Raw genomic sequence first — 22,490 nt, forward strand, 5'->3', positions numbered from 1 at the left:
AGAAGACGATCGTGGTGTTGGCGTGCCGGGCGACGCGGTCCTCGAGGTGCCACTGCACCGGTCGGTCTCCGCTGGGCGAGGCCGAGCGTCAGGCCAGGCCCTGCAGCGTCCGCCTCCGCCAGGCCTCGGTCGGCCCCAGGTCGTTGAAGGTGAACACGTGGAAGCCCTCGATGCCGTTGTCGGGCTTGCCGATGTGCGGGGCCAGGCCCTTGATGATCTTGTCGGGACTGTAGCCGCCGGGCACGAAGAACCGCCAGAACATGCTCTGCTGCTTCTTGAGGAACTTGGCCGACTCGCCGACGCCCAGGCCGCCGGAGACCCGCAGCAGCTTCTGCCGGTGCACCGCCCCGGGCACGCCGACGTGCACCGGCAGGTCGATCCCGTGGCGCTTGAGCTCTCGCGCCCAGGCCAGGATCACCTTCGGGTCGAACACGATCTGGGTGGTGATGTGGGTGGCCAGGGCCGCCTTCTCCCTCAGCGCCTGGAGCAGCACCTCGTCGTCGACGGCCGGGTGGCCCTCGGGGTGGCCCCCGATCCCGATGTCGGTGAAGCCGTGGGGGAGCTCGTGCAGCGCGACCAGCAGGTCGTGCGCGTTCTCGAACTCGGTCGGGGTGTCGCTCGGGTCGCCGCCGACGACGAACACGTCGGTGACGCCGGCCTCGCGGCAGCGGGCCACGATGTCGGCCAGGTGGGCGCGGTCGCGCACCTGCTGGGCCGACAGGTGCGGCGCGACGGTGTAGCCGTGGCCGACCAGCCTGACGGTGAGGTCGACGGTCGCGTCCTGGCCCTTGGCCGGAGAGGCGGTGACGGTCAGCCGCACGTCCTTCGGGACGTGCGCCAGAACGGCCTCCTCGGTCTTCTTGAAGGGGATCACCTCGTAGCCGAGGGTCGCGAAGACCTTCTTCAACGAGGCTCGGGCCGCAGGTTCGCGGACGGTGATGGCGCGGTTCACGCAGGTCGCCTTCTCTCCGTGGGGCAGCTCGACGGCCGTGGTCCGTCCCTCCGGCCGGGGAGCGAGGACCAGGGACGCCGATCGAGGACGGGGCGGCCCTCCGGTGCGTCCGGGCCGCGCGTCGACGTCCCGGGGAGGCCGGGGTCGTGCCAGGTGTACACCGCCCGGGCGACGGACGCCATCGACCACCCCTCGCACGTGCCGCCCGCACCGGCTCACGGCGGACGGGTTGCCATGTCGGCCCCTCCATCGTGACCGGCGCCACGTGGTCGTGGGGACGGCGGTGTGGCGGCACCTGTCCCGCCGGATCGGCCGTCCGCCGTACGTCGATTGACCCGGTGTACGCGACACCCGACGCGCACCACACCGGACGGCGCACCGTCGCCCCGACGACCTCCCCGGCGGCGGCCGGCCGGTCGTACCGGTCCGGCAGGGATGTCAACATCGACGTCAGCGGGATCGACCACAGCGGGTGGGTACCGGAGCAGTCGTCGAGCGCGCCGCCAGGCCGCCCGGAGTGGACAAGGACCGGACGCGTGGACAGGAGGGGTCGGCGTGGACCTCGCAGCACGGACCGCCACCGGGAGGTCTCCGGAGTCGAGCGACTCCTCCGGCGAGGTGGTCGAGCACGCACCGGACGGTCTGGCGGTCATCGACGCCGACGGGCGCTTCCTCGAGGCGAACCCCGCAGCGGTGCTGCTGTGCGGGCTGGTACCCGGCGCCGTGGCGGGCACCCGCTCCCCGTTCCCCCCGCCGGCCGCGGCGACCACCTCGCGGAGGGCCGGGGACCAGACGGTCGAGTGGGCGGCGCCGGGGTCCCGGCGCGAGTTCAGCTACGTGCTCCAGGAGGTCCCCGGGCGGGGCAGGTGGGTGGTGTCCTTCCGGGACGTGACCGTGAGCCGGTTGCAGCAGCGGCGTCTGGCCGCGATCGCCAAGGCCGCGTCGAGCGTGGCCTCGAAGCGGTCCCTCACCGGCACGCTCGAGGCGCTCGCGCAGGAGGTGGCGCGCACCGACTCGCTGGCCGGCGTGCAGATCCTCACGGCCAACTCCGCAGGCGACCGGCTGCACGTGATGGGCGCCGCCGGCTTCGGGCGGGCCGCCGACTTCTTCGAGAAGCTCATGGAGTGCCGCGCCCGGGGCGCCCGGCTGCTGATGCTCGAGGCGCTCGACGAGCGCGAGCCGGTCGTGATGGCCAACCGGTACGCCGCGGTCATGCAGGACCCGGCCTGGGCGCCGTTGCGCGAGCACCTGCGGCACCCGCGGTGGGACTGGTTCGCCAGCGTGCCGCTCCTCGCACGCGGGGAGCGGGTCGGCATCCTCAACGCCTTCTTCGCTCCCGGGCAGACCGTGGGGGAGACCGAGCTGGAGTTCCTGCTCGCCATGGCCGAGCAGGCCGCGATGGCGGTCGACCACGCCTCGCTGCTGGAGCGGGAGCGGGACGTCGCCCGGCGCGAGGAGCGCCAGAAGCTGGCCCGCGACCTGCACGACTCCGTGGTGCAGCAGGTCTTCTCGATGATGATGCAGGCCAAGTCCCTGGGGGTGCTCGTCCGACGCGGTCTGCCGCCGGCGCCGGAGACGGTGGCGCAGGTGGCCGACGACCTCAGCAGCACCGCCGAGGACGTCCTCGCCGACCTGCGGGGCATGGTGGTCGAGCTGCGCCCGGGGACCACCGTGCAGCACGGCCTGGCCGCGGCGCTGCGGTCCCTGCTGGACACCACGGCGGCTCGGACGGGGCTGCAGGTGGAGCTGGACGCCGACGACGCCGGCGGCGAACTGGCCGGCCTCGACGGCGACCTGCTCGAGGACGTCTACCGCATCGTCGCCGAGGCGGTCCACAACAGCGTCAAGCACGCGGCCGCGGGCAGCCTCTCGGTCCGGCTCGCGATGACCGCGCACGGCCGCCGCCGGCGGCTGGTCGCCGAGGTGAGCGACGACGGGCGCGGCCTGCACGGGGACGGCGGGGAGGACCGCGCAGGGACGAGCGCGTCCGGCGGCTTCGGCATGACCGTGATGTGCGAGCGCGCGGCCCGGTGGGGCGGCACCGTGCGGGTGCACGAGGTCCCCACCGGCGGGACGAGGGTGCGCCTCACCCTGCCCGTGCCCTCGGCGGTGCCGACGCCCACCACCCACTGGACGGCCACGACGTGACCGCGCCGAGCCTGATCCGGGTCCTGGTCGTGGACGACCACGCGGTCGTCCGCCGGGGCGTGGTCGCCTACCTCGAGGCCCTCGAGGACGTCGCGGTGGCCGGTGAGGCCGGCAACGGCCGTGAGGCGCTGGACCACCTCGCCCGGGCGGCCGCGCACGGCGAGCTCCCGGACGTCGTCCTGATGGACCTGCAGATGCCGGAGGTGGACGGCGTGACGGCGACCGGTGAGATCGTGCGCCGCTTCCCCGGGGTCAAGGTGGTGATCCTGACCAGCTTCGGGGAGACCGAGCGCGTCCACGCGGCGCTGGAGGGGGGCGCGTCCGGGTACCTGCTCAAGGACGCCGGCCCCGCGGAGGTCGACGCCGCGCTGCGGGCAGCCGTCCAGGACGAGGTCTTCCTGGACGCCGCCGTGACGCGCAGGCTCACCCAGGAGATGCGCGCTCCGCGCACGGGGCTCGGGGTGCTCACCGCCCGGGAGAAGGAGGTGCTCGTCCTGGTCGCGGAGGGCAGGTCCAACAAGGACATCGCCGAGCACCTGGTCATCAGCGAACGCACCGCCCGGACCCACGTCAGCCACCTGCTGAGCAAGATGGGGCTGACCTCCCGGACGCAGGCGGCGCTGCTCGCCGTCAAGGAGGGGCTGGTCCAGCCCCGCTGACCGCAGGCTGCGACACAGGCTGCGACACAGGCTGCGACATCCGTCGCGTCCGCGGCGCGACAGCCACGGCCCCCACGTCGGTCAACCGCGCGATCCGTCTGCCCACCCCGCCTCCTACCGTCACAGGCAGCCGGGATCGGCTCTCCCCGCGCCGCCCGACCGCTCGCCGGAGGGAGGACCGCGTGACCGCCGCCTCCGGGTCAGCCGTGGATCCCGCTCCTCTCCAGGTCGTCTGCGCCGCAGCCGGGATCGACCTGGTCGTCCCGCCGGGCACCTCGATCCTCGACGCCGTGCGCGACGCCGGGCTCCCGGTCACGGCTGCGTGCACCGGAGCCTGTTGCGGCTCCTGCGAGACACGGGTCCTGGAGGGGGAACCGGAGCACCGCGACGCCGTCCTGACCGCCGAGGAGCGGGCCTTCGGGGACACGATGATGATCTGCGTGTCCGGTGCCCGCAGCGGTCGGCTGGTGCTCGACCTGTGACCGGGCGGGTCGTCACCCCGCCCTCGCCTGAGCGGGGCCGGCAGCCACGACGGATGACGTAGGCGGGCCGGGTGGCGGCGGCGGCCCCGGCGGTGACATCGGGCCGATCCGCGACGTCGCCGTCCTGCCTACCGTGGACCGTGGCAGCGGACGTCGGCACGACCGTCGTCGTGCCGGATCCTTCGGAGGAGGCGGCGCCCGTGAGGTCCCCGGTGGCGGAGCGCGTGCCGGCATGAGCACGTTCGTCCTGGTCCACGGGGCCTGGCACGGCGGGTGGTGCTGGGACCGGGTGGCCCCCAGGTTGCGCGAGGCGGGCCACGACGTGCACGCGCCGACGCTGACCGGGTTGTCGGAGCGGGCGCACCTGCTCTCGCCGCTGGTGGGCCTGGAGACCCACGTGGAGGACGTCGTCCGGCTGATCGACGTCCTGGGGCTCACCGACGTCGTCCTGGTGGGGCACAGCTACGCCGGTCAGATCGTGACCGCCGCCGCCGACCGGTGCCCGCAGGCCGTCGCCCGGCGCGTCTACCTCGACGCGTTCGTCGGCACCGACGGGGAGGCCGCGCGCGACCTGCTGCCCGAGACGGTGGAGCACCACTGGGCGCAGTCCGCGGCCGAGCAGGGCTTCGGCTGGCTGGTGCCGGTGCGCAACCTGTCGGTGCTCGGGGTGACCGAGCAGGCCGACGTCGACTGGCTGAGGCCGAGGCTGACCCCGCACCCCTGGAAGACCTACACCGACCCGCTGCGGCTGACCGGTGCGGTCGACGACGTCCCCGCGGTCTTCGTCGAGTGCGTCAGCTGGATGCGGGTCTTCGCCGGCCAGGCCGATCGCGCCCGCGGGCGGGGGTGGCCGGTGCACGAGCTGGAGACCGGCCACGAGGCCATGGTCACCGCGCCGGAGGAGCTGGCCGGCGTGCTGCTCGAGTGCGCCGGGCGGGAGCTGACCCGATCGGGAGAGACGGGAGTCTGACGTGGAGTTCCTCGTCCGGTCCGAGAACCGGCTGCCGCCCGACACGCCGGCCGAGCGGCGCGAGGAGCTGCGGGCCGCCGAGCGTGCCCGGGCGGTGGAGCTGCGGGCCGCCGGCATCCTCAAGCGGCTGTGGCGGGTGCCCGGCCGCAACGCGACCATCGGCCTGTACGAGGCCGCGGACCCGGCGGAGCTGCACGACGCGCTCGTGTCGTTGCCGATGGCCCCGTGGCTGGACGTCCACGTGGAGGCCCTGGCCACCCATCCGCAGGAGCGGACGTGAGGACGTCCGGCGCACCGGTACTCGAGGAGGGAAGGGCCCCATGAGCACGGACGCCACGGCAGGCCGCTTCGACGTGCCCGGGACACCGGTCTTCGACGGGCAGACCAGCCGGCGCGGGCTGCGCATGAACAGGATGTTCATGAGCCTGCGCTCCGCGGAGAACCGGGAGCGGTTCCTCGCCGACGAGGCCGCCTACTGCCGGGACTCCGAGCTGACGCCCGAGCAGCAGCAGGCGGTCCTCGACCGGGACTGGCAGGCGATGATCGACCTGGGCGGCAGCATCTTCTACGTGTACAAGCTGGCCATGATGGACGGCCGGTCGATGCAGTACCTCGGCGGCGTGTTCACCGGCACGACCGAGGAGGAGTTCCAGGCGGCGATGCGAGCGAGAGGACGGCGCGATGGCTGAGGTGATCTGGGGTCTGGCGACCTCGCACGTGCCCTCGATCGGCGCGGCGATGGACCGAGGCAGGACCGAGGACCCGAACTGGAAGGACCTCTTCGACGGCTACGCCCCGGCGCAGGCGTGGCTGGCCGAGCACCGGCCGGACGTCGCCATCGTGGTCTACAACGACCACGCCAACGGCATCGACCTGGACATCGTGCCGACCTTCGGGATCGGCACCGCCGAGCGCTACCGGGTCGCCGACGAGGGTTTCGGTCAGCGCCCGGTGCCGGACGTGGTCGGGGACCCCGACCTGTCGCTGCACCTGCTGGAGAGCCTGGTCGACGAGGGCTTCGACCTCACCGTCTTCCAGGAGCTCGACGTCGACCACGGGCTCACCGTCCCGCTGTCGGTGTGGACGCCGGACCCGGGGGATGCCTGGCCCTGCCCGGTGGTGCCGCTGCTGGTCAACGTCATCCAGTACCCGCAGCCCACGGCCGCGCGGTGCTACGCCCTGGGGCAGGCGCTGGGGAGGGCGATCGCCAGCTACCCCGAGGACGTCACCGTGGGGATCCTGGGCACCGGCGGGATGTCGCACCAGCTGGCCGGCGCCCGCGCGGGCTTCATCAACCCCGAGTTCGACACCATGTGGCTCGACACGATCGGGACCGACCCGGTGCGGCTGGCCGCGCTCAGCCGGGAGGAGCTGATCCGGCAGGCCGGCTCCGAGGGCATCGAGCTGATCATGTGGTTGATCATGCGCGGCGCGATGAACGAGCAGGTGGCCCGGGTCCACTCGCACTACTTCCTGCCGGCGTCCAACACCGCGGCCGGCATCGCCCTGTTCGACAACCGGGTCCCGCAGCCGGCCTGAGGTCGGCGGCCGGCGCGTGCGCCGGTCGCCGACCCGCCTGCGGCCCGATCGCCCGGGCCGCAGGCGGGTCGTCGACGCAGGCGCCGCCGCGTCCGCGGGGGTCAGCGGGACCGGTAGCTCTCGCGGGCGAAGTCGACGAACGGCACGGGGGCGACCGTCGCCCGGATCTGCACCTGCTCGTGCGGCTCGACCTGCGGCTTCGCCGAGTTCGGCTGCTCGCCCCAGAGCACGGTCACCTCGGTGCCCGGCTCGCTGTGCGCCGTGTCGACGGTGGCCAGCGACACCATCGTCCGCTCGTTGGCGAGGTAGCCGCAGTCCAGCGAGATGCCGACCTGCTGGCCGTCGGCGAGCACCACGTCCTCGTGGTGGGTGGCGTAGCGGGCCTTGGGCATGTCGATGTACTTCGCGCCGGGCCCCTCCCGGTACAGCGACCCGATCGCCGCGGTGACGTCGTCGGCGTTCCAGACCAGGGTGACCTTGGTGCGCGGCGGCGCCTGCGCCATCCGCTCGAGGGCCGCCCGGCCGACGAAGTCGTGGTCGAACCTGACGGTCTTGCCGTACCCGATGTCGTAGGGGGTCAGGTAGTAGTCGGTGATGTCCGCCGAGTCCAGGCTCCCCCCGATCGAGCCCACCTTCTCGACCGGGAGCCACTCGCGGTAGGCCCGCACCAGCGGGTCGTCGGAGAAGATCGCGGGCATCGGCGCCGGCACCCACCCCGACTCCAGGTTGGCCGTCGAGTACGCCTTGGCGCCGACCCGCACGAGGCCGTGGTCCTCGCCCGCCTCGAGCAGGGCCGTCAGCACCGCGTCGCCGTCCGCCCAGGGGCCGAACAGCTCGAAGCCGGGCTGACCGGCCATCCCGTGCCGCAGTGCGCGGACCCGGCGACCGGCGATGGTGAACTCGGCCGTGTTGAAGAACCGGACCTCGGGCAGCGGGGCGCCGGTCACCTGCTCGACCAGCGCGGCGGCGGTCGGGCCCTGCAGCTCGTACCGGTACAGCCTGGGCGGACCCGACGTGCGGACGGCCGAGTTGTCGTCGCGCTCGACGGTGGCCTTGTGGTCGCCGCGCTCGAGGTTGAACGTCACCCAGTCGATCACCATGGGGTGCCCGACCAGGTCGAAGAGCTCCTCCTCCAGGTGGAAGAGGATGGCGTCCCCGACGAGGTACCCCTCCGGGCTCACCGCGACGAACTGCTTGGCCTTGCCCACGCCGAAACCGGCGAAGCTGTTGACGGCCAGGTCGCTGAGCAGCCGCAGGGCATCGGGGCCCTCGATGAACAGGTCGGTCATGTGGTGGGACTGGTCGAGCAGCGCGCACGACTCGACCCACGCCCGCTGTTCGGAGCGCCAGTTGGTGAACTCGGGCCGCACCGGGAACGTGCTCGGGGGGAACTGGAGGTTGCGCAGGAGCTCGACGGGGCTCCCGACCCGGGCCAGGGCCGCGGCCAGACTCTCGGAGGACATGACGGGTGGGACCTCTCGTCTCGGGGGAGGAACGCCGGGGGCGGGTGGCGCGGGCCTCCACGCCACCCGGCCCCGTCCGTCGGCTCAGGCGGTCGCCTTGCTCCGCCAGCCCGCGTGGTAGGCGTCGCGAGCCGTCTCGGCGTACGGCGCCGGGCTCACCACGGCCCGCACGGCGAACTGCTCGTGCGGCTCGACGGTGGTCTTGGCGGTTCCGCCGTCCGGCTCGCCCCAGATCACCCGCACCTCGGCGCCGAGCGGCACGTCGGGGTCGACCGTGGCCAGCGACAACCCCTTGCGCTCGTTGGCGCTGTAGCCGGTGAAGACCGAAGCGCCCACCACGGTGCCGTCGGCGTCCACGACCGAGTCGAAGTTCGACGACCCGTAGTTCGCGTTGGGCAGGTCGAAGACCTGGTACCCCGGCGCGGGGGCCACGATCCCGCCCAGCAGCTTCGTCAGGTCCTCGTCGTTCCACGCCAGCGTCACCTTGCGGCGCTGCGTGGCCGGGTCGATGGCCTCCAGCGCGTCCCGGCCGATGAAGTCGTGGTCGAACTTGACGAAGGAGCCGTAACCGAGCTCCCAGGGGTTGAGGTAGTAGTCCTCGATCTCGTCCGAGACGAAGCTGCCGGCCAGCGCGTTGGTCGCCTCGTAGCCGTTGGCCGGCAGCCACTCGCGGTACGGCCGCAGCTCCTCGCTGGTGTAGATCGCCGGCAGCGGCGACGGGATCCAGCCGGACTCGAGCGTGTTGGACGAGTAGGCGCGCGAGCCGCACGGCTCGAGCCCGAACTCCCGGCCCACCTCGAGGATCGTGTCGCGGACCTTCTCGTAGGACTCGTAGGGACCCCAGATCTCCAGGCCCGGGGCGCCGGCCATGCCGTGGCGGAGGGTGCGGACCTGCTCGCCCCCGATGTTCATGGAGTCCATGCGGAAGAACTTCAGCTGCTCGAGGTCGCCGCCGTGCAGCTTCTCGATGATCGGCCAGGCGTTGGGGCCCTGGATCTGGAACCGCCACACGTCCCGCGACACCGCCTTGCCGTACGGTCGCGACGGCGAGCGCGGGTCGTTGCGGACCTCGACGTCGTAGCCCTTGGAACCCTTGAACTCCAGCCAGTTCGCCACCGGTGCCCGGCCGACGAAGACGTACTCCTCCTCGTCGAGGTGGAACAGGATGCCGTCGCCGATCACTCCGCCCTCGGGCGAGACCGGGACGAACTGCTTGGCCATGTTGACCGGGAAGTTGGCCACGCTGTTGATGCCGGTGTCGGAGATCAGCTTCAGCGCGTCCGGGCCGGAGATCCACGTGTTGTACATGTGGTGGGACTGGTCGAAGAGCACCGCGGTCTCCCGCCACGCCTTCTGCTCCCGCCGCCAGTTCGTGAACTCCGAGGGGACGACCGGGTAGATGTAGGTGCCGAGCTGGGAGTTGCGCAGCAGGCCGACGGTGTCACCGGTCTGGTCGAGCAGTTCCTGCAGGTTGTTCGCGGTCATGTGCGTTCCGTTCTCGTGTGGTCTCCACTCAGCACCGCCCCCCGGAGCTCGACCTGGTGGCGTGGCACCCCCGGGGGGACTCCGGTGTCAGGGACGACCGGCCGGTGCTCTCGTGCTCGGACAGGTGGCGTCGGTGGCGGCGACCGGGCCTCGCCTGCCCGGGGACTGCCTCCCAGGAGCCCGCCCGCCGTCACGTCTCTGAGTACCGTAGGACTCCCCTGTGGGCCGGGCCACAGAGAGATGGCGGCATCCGCTACGCCGTTTCGGCAGCCGGTACCGCGTCGCCCGACCCGTCGGGCACGCGTCATCTGACTCGGGCAGGCCGGCGCGCGGCCCGGGGACCAGCGAGCGCAGTGAGGAGGCTGGCGGTGCCCTGGTCGAGCACGTCCGCAGAGGCGGGGCCGGGTGCGGCGCGCCGCAGTCGCCGGCGGTCGCACGGGAGCCCGGGAGGTGCTCAGGCCGCGGCCGGGGAGGCCACCCGCTGTGCCGCCGTCCTGAGCCTGATGGCCGCCGGGGTCGTCGCGGCCGCGCAGATCGGCAAGGGCGCCGCCGCTCTCCCCGTCCTCCAGGTCGAGTTCGGCCTGAGCTCGTCGGCCGCCGCCTGGTACCTCTCCGTGATGAGCGCGCTGGGGGCGATCGCCGGCGCCGTGCTGGGCTGGGCGGGACAGGCGCTGGGCTTCCGCCGCCAGGTGCTCCTGGGGCTGGTCACGATCGCGCTCGCGAACGTCACGGGCGCCGCCGTCCACACCACCGTCGCGTTGCTGGCGACCCGGGTGGGGGAGGGCCTCGGGTTCGTCCTCGTCGTCCTGGCCGCTCCGGGGCTGCTCTCCGAGCTCTCGACACCCGCGCACCGCCGACTGGTCGTCGGCGCGTGGGGCGCCTACATGCCGGTCGGTTCGGGTCTGGCCGCCCTGCTCGTGCCCCCCGCGGTCACGCTGGTGGGCTGGCCGGGTGCCTGGCTCGTCGATGCCCTGCTGGCCGTGGGCGCCTGCGTGGCGGTGGCGCGCTGGGTGCCGAGCGCGTCGGCGCGCGGCCTGCCCGGCGTCGACGGGCTGCTCCGTGCGGTGCGCTCGCCGGGGGTGCTGTGCCTGGCCGCCGTGTTCGCGCTCTACGCCGGGCAGTACCTGGCGGTCCTGGGGCTGTTCCCCGCCGTGCTGGTCGGGGACGGCGCGATCTCGCTGCGGACGGCGGGACTGCTCAGCGGCCTGGCCTTCCTCGCCAACGCCCCGGGCAACCTCGCGGGGGCGTACCTGCAGCACCGGGGGGTCCCCCGGTGGTGGCTGATCGTCCTGGGCAGCCTGTGCATGGCTGCAACCGTGTGGGCCGCCCAGGACGCCGACCTGACGCTGGGCCTGCGGATCGGCGCGGTCGTGGTCTTCTCCTCCACCGCGGGGCTGGTCCCGTCGTCGGCCTTCAGCGGCGTCGCGGCGATGACGACCGGCACCAGCTCCGTCGGCGCATCGGTCGGGCTGCTCATGCAGGGCTCGAGCATCGGTCAGCTGCTCGTGCCGCCGCTAGTCGTGGCGGCCGGCTCCGCCGTCCCGTCGTGGACGACCAGGCCGGCGACGCTCTCCTGTCTGGCCGCGCTCGCCGTCGTCGGCGGCGTCCTCTACCGGGGGTGGGAGACGCCCCTCGGCCCCGTGACCGGCCGGCGCGCAGATGAGCCCTGACCGCCAGGGACGGTCCGGGATGGGTCAATTGTCCCGAATCCCGCCGCTGCCGTGTGCGGGAGTCGATCGTGACGTTGACGTGATCGACCCCACAGCTAGCCTCTCATAGCCTGCTTCGCGGGCAGCTCACGGCGGGCGGGGACGCACCGCTCACCAGTGCCAGGACGCAACAGCTCGGAGCAGAACGCGGCGCCTCGGGCTCCACCCCGCGGCCGGTGTCGGGTACCGGACGGTCGCGGCGGAGCGGAGGCCGCGGCGCGGCCGTGGACAGGAGGTGGCCGACGTGCCAGGTGGTGCCGATGCCGCGGTGCACGCGGGTGGCAGGTCGCCGGCGCCCGACCGCGGACCGGCGGGGCGACGCCGGACGAGGAGCCGGACGAGGAGCCGGACGAGGAGCCGGACGTGACCAGTCGACTGTCGGTCCGCGACCTGTCGCTGCACTTCGGCGGCATCCAGGTGCTCGACTCGGTCGGCCTGGCGGTCGAGCCGGACACCATCGTGGGGCTGGTGGGCCCGAACGGGGCGGGCAAGACCTCGCTGTTCAACTGCATCAGCGGCCACTACCGCCCGACCTCGGGGTCGATCCTGGTCGACGGTGTGCCGACACTGCACCGGCCACCGCACCGGATGGCCGAGCTCGGCCTGTCCCGCACCTTCCAGCACCCGGCGCTCCAGCTGGACGCATCCGTCCTCGACAACGTGCTCATCGGCGCGCACACCCGACTGAGGGGCGGTGCCCTCTCCTGGGCGCTGCGGCTGCCGTTCACGATCTCGGGGGAACGCCGTGCGCGGCAGCGGGCGGGAGAGCTGCTCGACCACCTCGGGCTCGCCGGGGTCGCCGACCGGCCGGCCGGATCGCTCGCCCACGGGCTGCACAAGCGGGTCGAGCTGGCGCGGGCCCTGCTCTCCGAGCCGCGCCTGCTGCTGCTCGACGAGCCGGCCGGCGGCCTGCCGCACGCGGAGGTCGAGCAGCTGATCGAGACCATCCGCGCGATCCGCACCGAGTTCGGCCTCACCATCGTGATCGTCGAGCACCACATGGGACTGATCTCGGCGCTCACCGACCGGGTCGTCGTCCTGGTCCAGGGGCGCAAGCTCCTGGAGGGGACGGCGCTGGAGGCCCAGCGCCACCCCCTGGTCGTCGAGGCCTACCTCGGGAGGACCGCCGCATGAGCGAGCTCGCCGGGCCGGAGCGCAGCAGCCGCACGGGAGCAGCCGACGGGCGGGGGAGCGGCAACATCCTCGAGCTGGAGGACGTCCGGGCCAGCTACGGCCGCGCGGAGGTCCTCCACGGGGTGTCCCTGCAGGTCAGCAACGGCGGCGTGACCGCCGTGCTGGGCGCCAACGGCGCGGGCAAGACGACGACCCTGCGCGCGATCAGCGGCATGGTGACCGCGAAGGGGCGGATCGACCTGGACGGCCAGGACGTCCTGGGCTCCCGGCCGGACCAGGTGGCGCGGATGGGCGTGGCCCACGTCCCGCAGGGCCGCGGGACCCTGGACCAGCTCTCGGTGCGGGAGAACCTCCTCGTGGGGGCCTACCAGCGGCGCGACCGCAAGGCCGTGGAGGCCCAGATCGCCGAGTGCTTCGAGCTGTTCCCCGCGTTGGCCCGGAGGCAGACCTCCACGGCCGGCAACCTGTCCGGCGGCGAGCAGCAGATGCTCGCCGTCTGCCGTGCGCTGATGAGCCGGCCGCGGCTGCTGCTGCTCGACGAGCCGTCACTGGGCCTGGCCCCCCGCACCGCCGAGGAGGTCTTCGAGGCGATCGGGCGTCTGCAGAAGGAGACGGGCCTGTCGATGCTCGTCGTCGAGCAGACCGCCGCGCTCGCGCTCGCGCTCGCCGACACCGCCGTCGTCCTCGAGATCGGCCGCACGGTGCTGACCGGCCCCGCCGAGGAGATGGCCGGGCGGGACGAGGTCCGCCGGGCCTACCTCGGCGACTGATCCGGCACGGACACCGAGACAGGAGGGAGGAGACCCGTGCAGCACGCGATCCAGCAGATCGTGGACGGGTTGGCGGCCGGGTCCATCTACGGGGCCCTGGCCCTCGCGCTGGTGCTGGTGTACCGCGCGACGGGGATGATCAACTTCGCGCAGGGGCTGATGGCCGTGGCCTCGACCTACATCGCCCTCACGCTGTGGCAGGCGGGCTCGCCGATCGGCGCGGCGGTGGCGGTCGCGATCGCGGTGTCCCTGGTCCTCGGGGCGGTGACCGAGCGGCTGGTCATTCGCCGGTTCGAGGGGGCCTCGCCGCACACCGCCGTCGTCGTCACGGTGGCCCTGCTCATCCTCATCAACGGCATCGTCGGCGCCATCTGGGGGTACAACTCCCAGCCGTTCCCGTCGCTGTTCCCGACCGGCACCGTCACGGTGGGCGGAGTGGTCCTCGCGATCCCGTCCCTGGCCACGATCGGCGTCCTCATCGCCGTCGTGGTCCTGCTCCAGCTGCTGTTCCTCAAGACCAAGCTCGGCCTGGCGCTGCGGGCGGTGGCGAACAACCCGGAGTCGAGCGCGCTGTCCGGGCTCAACGTCGGCCGGCTGTTGATGGTCGGCTGGGCGCTGGCCGCCGGGTTGGGGGCCCTGGCGGGGGCGCTGATCGCGCCGAAGGTCTACCTCGACCCGGGGATGATGGACACGATCCTGATCTACGCGCTGGCCGCTGCCGTGCTCGGCGGCCTGGACAGCCCGATGGGCGCGGTCGTCGCGGCCTGGATCATCGGCGTGTCCGAGAACCTCGCCGGCACCTACATCGGCTTCATCGGCAACGACCTCAAGATCGGCGTGCCCCTGGTGGCGATGTTCGTGATCCTGCTGACCCGTCCGCAGGGTCTGTTCGGCCGCAAGGAGGCGGTGCGGGTATGACCACCACGGGAACTCCGTCGCCCGGCGCCACCCGCGTCGGTCCGGCCAGGCGCCCGGCGTCGGCCCCCCTGCGCGTGCTCACGGTGGTGGCCCTGGTCGCGGGGGTGATCGCGATCGCGCTCATCCCCTTGTCGGCCACGCCGTACACCAACTACCAGCTCAGCGTGGTCGCCGCCTTCGCGGTGGCCATCCTGGGGCTGAACATCGTCAGCGGTTACGCCGGCCAGATCTCGCTGGGGCAGAGCGCCTTCATGGGGCTGGGCGCCTACGCCGCGGCCTTCGGGGTGACCCACGGCTGGCCGGTGGTGGCCAGCTTCCTGCTGGCCGCCCTGCTGCCCGCGGTCGTCGGGCTGGTCGTCGCGATCCCGGCGGTCCGGCTGCGCGGCAACGCCCTCGCCACGGTCACGATCATCCTGCCGATCCTCGCCGTGCCGCTGGCCAAGCGGTTCTCCGACATCACCGGCGGCTCCGAAGGGCTCAACGTCGACTGGATGCACGCGCCGGCCGGGGTCGGGCTGGACGACGACCAGTGGCGCTACTACGTCGTCGTGGCCATCGCCGCGGTGCTCTTCCTCCTCGGTCGCAACATCGTCGTCGGCCGGATCGGCCGGGCGTTCGCCGTCGTCCGCACCAACGAGGCGGTCGCCTCGGCGATGGGCATCTCGGCGCACCGCTACAAGGTGCTGGCTTTCACCATCGCCTCCTTCTACGGCGGCGCCGCGGGCTTCCTGTACGTGGCGGTCGTCCAGTTCGCCAGCCCGGATCTGCCGAACTTCCTCGTCGCCATCAACATGCTGGCGGCCCTGGTGATCGGTGGTTTCGCCAGCCTCTGGGGCTCGGTCGTCGCGGGGTTCTTCTACGTCTACGTGCCGGTGTTCGCCGGCGCGGTCGACCCCTCCCGCACCAACATCTTCTACGGTGCCGCGCTGCTCCTGGTGCTCTTCATCGTGCCGGGCGGGGTCTCCGGTGGGGTCAGCCGGTTGGTCCGTCTGCTCGTGGGCCGCCTGTTCGGCCGCCGCCCGCCCGCCCGGGACGACGACGCGCTGACCGACCCGCAACCGATCACCTCGACGCAGCAGGACACAGCCGTGCCTGATGCCAGCCCCGACGGCCTGCGCTCCTCGGTGGGCCCCCGAAAGGAAGTTCCGTGAGACCAATCGCTCGCACCACAGGCTCGGCCTTCGCCGTCCTCGCCGTCACCGCGCTCCTCGTGGCGGGCTGCGGCCGCGACAGCGGCTCGTCGGGGTCCGGGGGCAGCGCCGCGGACCCCGGCATCACCGACACCGAGCTCAACATCGGCCAGAGCGACGCGCTGACCGGCTTCACCGCAGCGTCGGGCAGCTGCAACCTCGCCGGCTGGCAGGCCTACCTCGGCCGGGTCAACGACGGCGGCGGAGTGGAGTTCGGGGACGGGAAGACCCGCACGATCACCCTCAAGGGGTACGACGACGGCTACGACCCCGCCCGGGCCGTCGCCAACTTCCGCCAGATGCAGGCGGAGAACCAGTTCGCCAACGTCGGCTCCCTGGGCACGCCCACGAACCTCGCGGTCATGCCGCAGGCCAACTCGGCGCAGTTCCCGCAGGCGCTGGTCTCCTCGGGCAGCACCGCCTTCAGCGCCGACCAGGACGCGAACCCCTGGACGATCGGCTGGCAGCCCACCTACCTCGACGAGGGCCGCAACTTCGGCACGTTCCTCGCCGACAGCGGCAGGCCCCTGAGGGTCGCCGTCCTCGCCCAGAACGACAAGCTGGGGCAGGACTACACCTCCGGTCTGGAGAGCGCCATCGAGGGCTCCCAGGTCGAGATCGTGGCCCGAGCCACCTACGAGCCGACGGACCCCACCGTCGACAGCCAGGTCGCCAACCTCGCGCAGAGCAACGCCGACATCCTCTTCCAGGCCGTCTCGGTGCAGAAGCTGGCCGCCTCCGCGCTGACGCGGGCGCAGCAGATCGGCTGGAAGCCCATGGTGTTCCTGGCCTCGCTGGTCTCCAACCCCAACGACGTGATCATCCCCGGCGGCGGCGAGGCCTACCCGGCCATCTACAGCACGACCTTCATCAAGAACTTCCGGGACCCGCAGGTCGCGCAGGAGCCGGACGTCGCACAGTTCCTGCAGGACATGCAGGAGTACTCGAGCAACATCGGGCAGGAGAACATCATCAACAACTGCCTGTGGGGCTACGCCAGCGCAGCGACCTTCGTCAAGGCGCTGGAGCAGATGCAGGAGCCGACCCGGCAGGCGCTGATGGACGCCGTCCACCAGGTCAAGGCCGACGACGTCCCGCTGCTGCTGCCCGGCATCACCGTCGACGCCTCGTCGCGGACGAGCGCGCCGATCAGCGTCCTGAAGATCCAGCAGTACGTCGACGGCCGGTACCAGGTCGCCGAGAAGCTGCAGTGACACGGCCGTCCCGCGGTGCGCCCACCGGTGGGCGCACCGCGGGACGTGCGGTCGAGCCGTGGTCACCCCCGTGCGGCGTGGCGGGACGTCGCGCCGCGGCTGCTGCGGATCGTTGACGATCCTGCTGACAGCGCCGTAGCGTCGTCTCTAGCAGGACCGGGGGACCGAGGGGTGGGTCGCGTGGGTGCAGCGGCACGGGAGTCCGCCGAGCACGCGCTGCGCGCGGCGATCTCCCGCGGGGACATGCCCCCGGGCCACCGGCTGGTCGAGGGTGATCTGGCCGAGCTGATCGGCGTCAACCGCAGCAGCGTCCGGCTGGCGATCGACGCGCTGATCGCCGAGGGCCTCGTCGAGCGGATCCCGAACCGGGGCGCGCGGGTCAGGGTCGTGTCCACCGAGGAGGCGGTCGCGATCACCGAGTGCCGGATGCCGCTCGAGGGCCTCCTCGCCCGCAAGGCCGCCGAGCGCATCACCGACGGGGAGGTCGGCCGCCTGCGCGCCCACCTGCACGCCATGGGGGACGCGGTCGACTCCGGGGACCTGCTCAAGTACTCCGAGCTCATCGCGCAGCTGCACGGCATGGTCCGTGACGCCGCGCGCCATCCCGTGGCCGCCGAGCTCGTCGGGCGGCTGCAGGCCCAGCTGGTACGCCACCAGTTCCGGCTCTCGCTGCGGCCCGGGCGCCCCCGGGTGAGCCTGCGCGAGCTGACCGCCCTGGTGGACGCCGTCGCCGCCCGCGACCCCGACCGGGCCGAGGCCGCCGCCGTCGCCCACGTCCGCAGCGTCATCGCCGCGCTGACCGAGCCCGGCCAGGACACCGGAGGTCTCGCATGAGGACCGTCGTCGTCACCGATCCGCCGCGCGCCGACCCCGGCGACGCCGAGGAGCTGGGCGGCTTCGGCGTCGCGACCGTGCACGAGGCGCTGGGCCGGGTGGGCTACCTCGGCCCGCAGTTCCGGCCGGCCTGGCCCGGCGCGCGGATCGGCGGCACCGCGGTCACCGTGCTGTGCTGGCCGGGGGACAACCTGATGATCCACGTCGCGGTCGAGCAGTGCCGGCCCGGCGACGTGCTGGTCGTGGCGACGAACTCGCCGTCGACGGACGGGCTGTTCGGCGAGCTGTTCGCCACCGCCCTGGCGCAGCGCGGGGTGCGGGGCGTGGTCCTGGCCAGCGGCGTGCGCGACGTCGCGGAGCTGCGCGAGATGGGCTTCCCGGCGTGGTCGACCGCGGTCAGCGCGCAGGGGTCGGTGAAGGCCACCGCGGGCGCGGTCAACGTCCCCGTCGTCCTGGGCGGCCAGGTGGTCCACCCCGGTGACGTCGTCGTCGCCGACGACGACGGCGTGATGGTCGTCCCGCGCGCCGACGTCCCCCGCGCGCGCTCCGCGGCGCAGGCCCGGGTCGACAAGGAGGCCGCCAGCCGCGCCGCCTTCGGCCAGGGGGAGCTCGGGCTCGACCGGTACGGCCTGCGCGACAAGCTCCCCGAGTTCGGCATCGAGTACGTCCCCTACGAGAAGTATGCCGAGGGACAGCCGTGAGCTACGACGACACCGGGGTCCGCTGCACCATGCTGCGCGGCGGCACCTCCCGCGGGCTCTTCTTCGAGGGCGAGGACCTCCCGGCCGACCCCGCCGCCCGCGACGACCTGCTGCTGCGGCTGATGGGCACCCCCGACCCGCGCCAGATCGACGGCCTGGGTGGTACCACCTCGCTGAGCAGCAAGGTCGCGATCGTCTCGCCGTCCGACGACCCGGACGTCGATGTCGACTACCTGTTCCTGCAACTGGGGGTGGAGGAGGCGACGGTCAGCGACCGGCAGAACTGCGGCAACATCCTGGCCGGCGTCGGCCCGTTCGCCGTGGAGCGCGGTCTGGTGCCGGCCGGGGCGGACCAGACCAGCGTGCGGATCCGGATGGTGAACTCCGACAGCGTCGCCGTCGCCACGTTCCCCACACCCGGCGGCCGGGTCGAGTACCGGGGTGACGTGGCGATCGCGGGCGTCCCGGGGACGGCCGCGCCGGTGGTCCTCGCCTTCACCGACACGGAGGGCTCGGCGACCGGCGCCCTGCTCCCCACCGGGCAGGTCCGCGACACCGTCGAGGGCATCGAGGTCACCTGCGTCGACAACGGCATGCCCGTCGTCCTGGCGATGGCCGAGTCGTTCGGCCTCACCGGGTACGAGTCCGCCGAGGAGCTCACCGCCGATCCCGCGCTGCTGGAGCGGATCGACGCGTTCCGCCGCAAGGCCGGCCAGCTGATGGGCCTCGGCGACGTCTCCACCGCCTCGGTGCCGAAGACGGTGCTGCTGGCCGCGCCGCGGGACGGCGGCCAGGTGTGCACCCGCTCGTTCATCCCGGTCCAGCCGCACACCGCGATCGGCGTGCTGGGCGCGGTCAGCGTGGTCACCGGGATGCTGCTGCCCGGCGCGGTCGGTCACGAGCTGACCGCCGACTGGCCGGCGGACAGCTCCCGTGTCGACGTCGAGCACCCGACCGGCCACCTGATGGTGGACGTCGTCGTCGACGGCTCGGTCAGCCCGCCGCGCGTCGTCCGCTCGGGCGTGGTCCGCACCGCCCGGAAGCTCTTCGACGGCACCGCCTTCCCGCGGGCCTGAAGAAGGACCCCGTCCTCCCCACCCCTCGCAGGCTCGGGGCGGGACCCGGGACGGGGCCGTGCAGGAGGGCCACCGCCCGACCCGACCCGAAGGGAGTCCCGTGCCGCCGCTGCACGACATCGCGCACCTCGCCCACGTCGAACTGCTCACCGACAAGCCCGAGCAGAGCCTCGACTTCTTCGTCCGCTACCTGGGCATGACCGAGAACGGCTCGGCCGGCGACTCGGTGTTCCTGCGCGCCTGGGACGACTACGAGAACACCACCATCAAGCTCACCGCCGCCGCGCGGCCCGGCGTGGGCCGGACGAACTTCCGGGCGAGCACCCCGGAGGCGCTGCAGCGGCGGGTGGAGGCGATCGAGGCCACCGGGCTGGGGAGGGGCTGGCAGGACGGCGACCCCGGCTACGGCCCGGTCTTCGTCTTCACCGACCCCGACGGCCACGAGATGGGCGTCTACCACGAGACCGAGTGGTACCAGCCGACCGGTGACCTGAAGCCGGCGCTGAAGAACCAGGCGCAGGCCTACCCCGGCCGCGGGGTCAGCGTGCGGCGGATCGACCACATCAACTTCCTCGGCGTCACCCCGGTGGAGAACCGCGACTTCTTCGTGGACACCCTCGGGGCGATGGTCACCGAGCAGATCGTGCTGGACGACGGGACGATCGCCGGCACCTGGACCACCTTCACCAACAAGGGCTACGACGTCGTCTGGACCAAGGACAACACCGGGACGTCGGGCCGGCTGCACCACCTGTCCTTCGCCGTCGACAGCCGGGACGACATCATCCGGGCCGCCGACCTCGCCCTCGAGCACGGCGTGCACATCGAGACCGGGCCGCACAAGCACACGATCCAGCAGAGCTTCTTCCTCTACGTCTGGGAGCCCGCCGGCAACCGGATCGAGCTGGACAACCCCGCCGCCCGGCTGGTCTTCGCACCCGACTGGGCGCCGGTCAACTGGTCCGAGGCCGAACGCGCCAAGGGTCAGGCCTGGGGGCTGAAGACCATCGACACCTTCCACACGCACGGCACGCCCCCGGTGCAGCCCGACGAGCCGATGACCCCGGAGAGCGACCCCGAGGGAAGCGCCTGGTGAGCACCCGGATCGCCGTCCTGGGCCTCGGCGAGGCCGGGTCGGAGATCGCCCGCGACCTGGTCGCCGCCGGCGCCGACGTCCGCGGCTACGACCCGCAGGCCATCACCGTGGACGGCGTGCGCCCGCGGGGGAGCGAGGCGGAGGCGGTCGCCGACGCCGACCTGGTGCTCAGCCTCACCAGCTCGCACGACGCCATGACCGCGCTGGACAACGCGCTGCCGGCGCTGCGCCCCGGCACCCTGTGGGCCGACCTCAACACCGCCAGCCCCGGCCTCAAGGTGGCCCTCGCCGAGAAGGCGGCCGAGCGCGACGTCCCGGTGGTCGACGTCGCGCTGATGTCGCCGGTGCCGGGCAAGGGCCTGCGCACGCCGATGCTGGTCTCCGGGCAGGCGGCCGACCGCTACGTCGAGCTCCTCGCCGGACTGGGCGCCGACGTCGCCGTCCAGCCGGGACCGGTGGGGACGGCGATCTCCCGCAAGCTGCTGCGCAGCGTCTTCTACAAGGGGTTGGCCTCCGCCGTCGTCGAGGCCCTGCGGGGCGCGGAGGCGGCCGGCTGCGCCGACTGGCTGCGCGGCAACATCGCCGCGGAGCTGGCCGGCTTCGACGAGCGGACCGTCGACCGCCTGGTCGACGGCACGCACACGCACGCCCGGCGGCGCGCCGACGAGATGGCGGCCGCGACCGACCAGCTGCAGGAGCTGGGCGTCCCGGCCCGCATCGCCGCGGCCGCCCGCGACCTGCTCGTCGAGCTGTGCGAGAGCACGCCGGCCCGGCTGACCGCCGTCGCCGAGGTCCGCACCGACGCGCCGGCCCGCTACGCCAAGCAGCTGGTCGGCCACCTGGGCCGGCGGCTGACCTGGCAGACCGACGGCGACACCTCCCGGGCCGCGATCGGCGACGGGGTCGGCACGGTCGTCGTCGGCGACGGCGTGCTGACGTTGCGGGCCGCGGCACCGGACGCCGAGACCCTGGCGCGCATCCAGCACGTGCTCGGCAGCCACCTGGAGCGGTTCGGGCAGCGCAACGAGCTCGCGGTCGTCTGGGGAGCGGAGCTGCCGTGATCATCGACTGCCACGGGCACTACACCACCGCCCCGGCCGCGCACACCGCCTGGCGGGAGCGGCAGGTCGCGGCCTGGGAGGCCGGGAACACGCCGCCGCCGTACCCGTCGATCGGCGACGACGAGATCCGCGAGACGATCGAGGGCAGCCAGCTGCGGCTCATGGACGAGCGCGGCATCGACGTCACCCTGTTCTCCCCGCGCGCCTCGGCGATGGCCCACCACGTGGGTGACGCCGCCGTCAGCCTGGAGTGGGCCCGCCGGTGCAACGACCTGGTCCACCGGGTGACCACGCTCCACCCCGACCGGTTCGTCGGGGTCTGCCAGCTGCCCCAGTCCCCCGGAGCGGGCATCGAGGGCTCGATCGCCGAGCTGCGGCGGTGCGTGGAGGAGCTGGGCTTCGTCGGCTGCAACCTCAACCCCGATCCCAGCGGCGGGCACTGGACCTCGCCGCCGCTGACCGACGAGAGCTGGTACCCCTTCTACGAAGCGGTGATCGAGCTCGACGTGCCGGCGATGGTGCACGTCTCCGCCTCGGCCACCCCGGTCTTCCACGCCACCGGGGCGTACTACATCAACGCCGACACCACCGCGTTCATGCAGCTGGTGCAGGGCAACCTGTTCGGCGACCTGCCCGACCTGCGGCTGGTCATCCCGCACGGCGGGGGAGCGGTGCCCTACCACTGGGGCCGGTACCGGGGGCTGGCCGACATGCTCGAGCAGCCGCCGGTCGAGACCAACGTGATGGGCAACGTCTTCTTCGACACCTGCGTCTACCACCAGCCGGGCATCGACCTGCTGCTCGAGGTCATCGACACCCGCAACGTCCTGTTCGGGTCGGAGATGGTCGGCGCGGTGCGCGGGATCGACCCGCGGACCGCCCACCACTACGACGACACCCGCCGCTACGTCGAGGCGTCCTCGCTGGACGACGACGCCCGCGCGGCGGTGTTCGAGCACAACGTGCGGCGCGTGTACCCCCGGCTCGACGCCGTGCTGCAGCAGGCGGGGCGATGAGGGCCGCGACCGTCGTCGTGCCGGTCCACCGCACCTGAGCGCCCGGCCGTCCCGGCCGCCGTCGGCCGGCTGG

Annotated in this window: 22 protein-coding genes; 19 read left to right on the plus strand and 3 right to left on the minus strand. The window is 73.0% G+C overall.

Going from position 1 to position 22,490, the window contains the following annotated elements; translation table 11 throughout:
• Positions 1 to 88: 88 nt before the first annotated feature.
• Positions 89 to 952, minus strand: coding sequence for a methylenetetrahydrofolate reductase (locus DQ238_RS03760; RefSeq protein WP_113779982.1), 864 nt, complete (start codon positions 950 to 952; stop codon positions 89 to 91).
• Between the two features lie 555 nt (positions 953 to 1,507).
• Here DQ238_RS03760 and DQ238_RS03765 point away from each other — a divergent pair.
• The 7 genes from DQ238_RS03765 (at position 1,508) to DQ238_RS03795 (ending at position 6,750) form a co-directional block, all read left to right on the plus strand.
• Positions 1,508 to 3,100 carry a GAF domain-containing sensor histidine kinase gene (locus DQ238_RS03765; RefSeq protein ID WP_233495682.1) on the plus strand — a complete coding sequence of 531 codons (1,593 nt, stop codon included), beginning with the start codon at positions 1,508 to 1,510 and terminating at the stop codon, positions 3,098 to 3,100.
• Positions 3,097 to 3,759 (plus strand): response regulator transcription factor, encoded by a 663-nt coding sequence (locus DQ238_RS03770; RefSeq protein ID WP_113779984.1) that lies wholly within the window; start codon positions 3,097 to 3,099, stop codon positions 3,757 to 3,759. The genes DQ238_RS03765 and DQ238_RS03770 overlap by 4 nt, the downstream gene beginning before the upstream one ends.
• A gap of 182 nt (positions 3,760 to 3,941) precedes the next feature.
• Complete coding sequence (locus DQ238_RS23490; protein ID WP_233495683.1) at positions 3,942 to 4,241, plus strand: 2Fe-2S iron-sulfur cluster binding domain-containing protein; 300 nt, start codon at positions 3,942 to 3,944, stop codon at positions 4,239 to 4,241.
• A gap of 232 nt (positions 4,242 to 4,473) precedes the next feature.
• Positions 4,474 to 5,211: an alpha/beta hydrolase gene (locus DQ238_RS03780; protein WP_113779986.1), complete on the plus strand. Its 738-nt coding sequence runs from the start codon at positions 4,474 to 4,476 to the stop codon at positions 5,209 to 5,211.
• 1 nt (position 5,212) lies between these two features.
• On the plus strand, positions 5,213 to 5,491 hold the full coding sequence (locus tag DQ238_RS03785; protein WP_113779987.1) for a muconolactone Delta-isomerase family protein: 279 nt from the start codon (positions 5,213 to 5,215) through the stop codon (positions 5,489 to 5,491).
• A 40-nt stretch (positions 5,492 to 5,531) separates the two neighbouring features.
• Positions 5,532 to 5,900: a protocatechuate 4,5-dioxygenase subunit alpha gene (gene ligA / locus DQ238_RS03790; RefSeq protein ID WP_113779988.1), complete on the plus strand. Its 369-nt coding sequence runs from the start codon at positions 5,532 to 5,534 to the stop codon at positions 5,898 to 5,900.
• Positions 5,893 to 6,750: a class III extradiol dioxygenase subunit beta gene (locus DQ238_RS03795; protein WP_113779989.1), complete on the plus strand. Its 858-nt coding sequence runs from the start codon at positions 5,893 to 5,895 to the stop codon at positions 6,748 to 6,750. The genes ligA and DQ238_RS03795 overlap by 8 nt, the downstream gene beginning before the upstream one ends.
• Before the next feature lie 101 nt (positions 6,751 to 6,851).
• Here the strand turns inward: DQ238_RS03795 and DQ238_RS03800 are convergent, their stop codons facing one another.
• Positions 6,852 to 8,213 carry an aminomethyltransferase family protein gene (locus DQ238_RS03800; protein WP_113779990.1) on the minus strand — a complete coding sequence of 454 codons (1,362 nt, stop codon included), beginning with the start codon at positions 8,211 to 8,213 and terminating at the stop codon, positions 6,852 to 6,854.
• Between the two features lie 84 nt (positions 8,214 to 8,297).
• Positions 8,298 to 9,698: an aminomethyltransferase family protein gene (locus tag DQ238_RS03805; RefSeq protein WP_113779991.1), complete on the minus strand. Its 1,401-nt coding sequence runs from the start codon at positions 9,696 to 9,698 to the stop codon at positions 8,298 to 8,300.
• 503 nt (positions 9,699 to 10,201) lie between these two features.
• Between DQ238_RS03805 and DQ238_RS03810 the strand changes: the two genes are divergently transcribed.
• The 12 genes from DQ238_RS03810 (at position 10,202) to DQ238_RS03865 (ending at position 22,417) form a co-directional block, all read left to right on the plus strand.
• Positions 10,202 to 11,368, plus strand: a complete 1,167-nt coding sequence (locus DQ238_RS03810) for a CynX/NimT family MFS transporter (RefSeq protein WP_113779992.1) — start codon at positions 10,202 to 10,204, stop codon at positions 11,366 to 11,368.
• A gap of 402 nt (positions 11,369 to 11,770) precedes the next feature.
• Entirely contained in the window at positions 11,771 to 12,541 is a 771-nt protein-coding gene (locus DQ238_RS03815) for an ABC transporter ATP-binding protein (RefSeq protein WP_233495684.1), read from the plus strand.
• Complete coding sequence (locus DQ238_RS03820; RefSeq protein ID WP_113779993.1) at positions 12,538 to 13,311, plus strand: ABC transporter ATP-binding protein; 774 nt, start codon at positions 12,538 to 12,540, stop codon at positions 13,309 to 13,311. The genes DQ238_RS03815 and DQ238_RS03820 overlap by 4 nt, the downstream gene beginning before the upstream one ends.
• A 36-nt stretch (positions 13,312 to 13,347) precedes the next feature.
• The gene (locus DQ238_RS03825) at positions 13,348 to 14,229 is read left to right on the plus strand and encodes a branched-chain amino acid ABC transporter permease (RefSeq protein ID WP_113779994.1); all 882 of its coding nucleotides are present in this window, start codon (positions 13,348 to 13,350) and stop codon (positions 14,227 to 14,229) included.
• Complete coding sequence (locus DQ238_RS03830; protein ID WP_113779995.1) at positions 14,226 to 15,380, plus strand: branched-chain amino acid ABC transporter permease; 1,155 nt, start codon at positions 14,226 to 14,228, stop codon at positions 15,378 to 15,380. Before DQ238_RS03825 ends, DQ238_RS03830 begins: the two co-directional genes overlap by 4 nt.
• Entirely contained in the window at positions 15,377 to 16,633 is a 1,257-nt protein-coding gene (locus DQ238_RS03835; protein ID WP_113779996.1) for an ABC transporter substrate-binding protein, read from the plus strand. The genes DQ238_RS03830 and DQ238_RS03835 overlap by 4 nt, the downstream gene beginning before the upstream one ends.
• A gap of 180 nt (positions 16,634 to 16,813) precedes the next feature.
• Complete coding sequence (locus tag DQ238_RS03840; protein ID WP_113779997.1) at positions 16,814 to 17,467, plus strand: GntR family transcriptional regulator; 654 nt, start codon at positions 16,814 to 16,816, stop codon at positions 17,465 to 17,467.
• Complete coding sequence (locus DQ238_RS03845) at positions 17,464 to 18,168, plus strand: 4-carboxy-4-hydroxy-2-oxoadipate aldolase/oxaloacetate decarboxylase (RefSeq protein WP_113779998.1); 705 nt, start codon at positions 17,464 to 17,466, stop codon at positions 18,166 to 18,168. Before DQ238_RS03840 ends, DQ238_RS03845 begins: the two co-directional genes overlap by 4 nt.
• Positions 18,165 to 19,244 carry a 4-oxalomesaconate tautomerase gene (locus DQ238_RS03850; protein ID WP_113779999.1) on the plus strand — a complete coding sequence of 360 codons (1,080 nt, stop codon included), beginning with the start codon at positions 18,165 to 18,167 and terminating at the stop codon, positions 19,242 to 19,244. Before DQ238_RS03845 ends, DQ238_RS03850 begins: the two co-directional genes overlap by 4 nt.
• Positions 19,245 to 19,344: 100 nt before the next feature.
• Entirely contained in the window at positions 19,345 to 20,340 is a 996-nt protein-coding gene (locus DQ238_RS03855; protein WP_113780000.1) for a VOC family protein, read from the plus strand.
• A complete protein-coding gene (locus tag DQ238_RS03860; protein WP_158550710.1) occupies positions 20,337 to 21,401 on the plus strand; it encodes a DUF2218 domain-containing protein in 1,065 nt (354 codons plus the stop codon). Before DQ238_RS03855 ends, DQ238_RS03860 begins: the two co-directional genes overlap by 4 nt.
• Positions 21,398 to 22,417, plus strand: a complete 1,020-nt coding sequence (locus DQ238_RS03865; protein ID WP_113780001.1) for an amidohydrolase family protein — start codon at positions 21,398 to 21,400, stop codon at positions 22,415 to 22,417. The genes DQ238_RS03860 and DQ238_RS03865 overlap by 4 nt, the downstream gene beginning before the upstream one ends.
• The last annotated feature ends 73 nt before the right edge of the window (positions 22,418 to 22,490 follow it).

Source organism: Geodermatophilus sp. TF02-6 (assembly GCF_003319115.1).
Lineage (GTDB): Bacteria > Actinomycetota > Actinomycetes > Mycobacteriales > Geodermatophilaceae > Geodermatophilus.

Excerpts from the sequence above, each read along its gene's own strand:
- ligA (WP_113779988.1), top strand. The coding sequence starts at position 5,532 with ATGAGCACGGACGCCACGGCAGGCCGCTTCGACGTGCCCGGGACACCG.
- DQ238_RS03830 (WP_113779995.1), top strand. The coding sequence starts at position 14,226 with ATGACCACCACGGGAACTCCGTCGCCCGGCGCCACCCGCGTCGGTCCG.
- DQ238_RS03820 (WP_113779993.1), top strand. The coding sequence starts at position 12,538 with ATGAGCGAGCTCGCCGGGCCGGAGCGCAGCAGCCGCACGGGAGCAGCC.
- DQ238_RS03810 (WP_113779992.1), top strand. The coding sequence starts at position 10,202 with ATGGCCGCCGGGGTCGTCGCGGCCGCGCAGATCGGCAAGGGCGCCGCC.
- DQ238_RS03780 (WP_113779986.1), top strand. The coding sequence starts at position 4,474 with ATGAGCACGTTCGTCCTGGTCCACGGGGCCTGGCACGGCGGGTGGTGC.
- DQ238_RS03805 (WP_113779991.1), bottom strand. The coding sequence starts at position 9,698 with ATGACCGCGAACAACCTGCAGGAACTGCTCGACCAGACCGGTGACACC.
- DQ238_RS03800 (WP_113779990.1), bottom strand. The coding sequence starts at position 8,213 with ATGTCCTCCGAGAGTCTGGCCGCGGCCCTGGCCCGGGTCGGGAGCCCC.
- DQ238_RS03795 (WP_113779989.1), top strand. The coding sequence starts at position 5,893 with ATGGCTGAGGTGATCTGGGGTCTGGCGACCTCGCACGTGCCCTCGATC.
- DQ238_RS03845 (WP_113779998.1), top strand. The coding sequence starts at position 17,464 with ATGAGGACCGTCGTCGTCACCGATCCGCCGCGCGCCGACCCCGGCGAC.